Source organism: Photorhabdus sp. RM71S, from assembly GCF_042879355.1.
GTDB classification, from domain to species: domain Bacteria; phylum Pseudomonadota; class Gammaproteobacteria; order Enterobacterales; family Enterobacteriaceae; genus Photorhabdus; species Photorhabdus kayaii.
In genome coordinates this window covers 1-223 of sequence record NZ_JBHFKV010000327.1, presented here as the reverse complement: position 1 = coordinate 223, position 223 = coordinate 1, and the positions used below count along the sequence as shown (strand labels likewise).

Annotated in this window: 1 protein-coding gene; it reads left to right on the top strand. The window is 42.2% G+C overall.

Annotated elements, in window-relative coordinates; all coding sequences use genetic code 11:
• A partial coding sequence (locus tag ACGF5R_RS25080; protein WP_387693373.1) for a hypothetical protein occupies positions 1-194 on the top strand: 194 nt, incomplete at its 5' end.
• Between the last annotated feature and the right edge of the window lie 29 nt (positions 195-223).

Genomic DNA, 223 nt, shown 5'->3' with positions numbered 1-223 from the left:
GAGCCATGATCAAACTCTTCAATTCAAAGCTTGATGCTCAAAGAATTCACTGTGTAACGCTCTTTTGTTTGGCTAACTTTGTCGGCTTCACTGCGCTACACCTCGCCGTACCGAAGTACTGTCTCGGTGTTGCTCGCTGGCCTTCGCGTTATCCTGCCAAAATAACGTTACTAAATTATTTCGTAATGAATTAACTGTTGTTCACTCTTCAAGACTTTAAAAC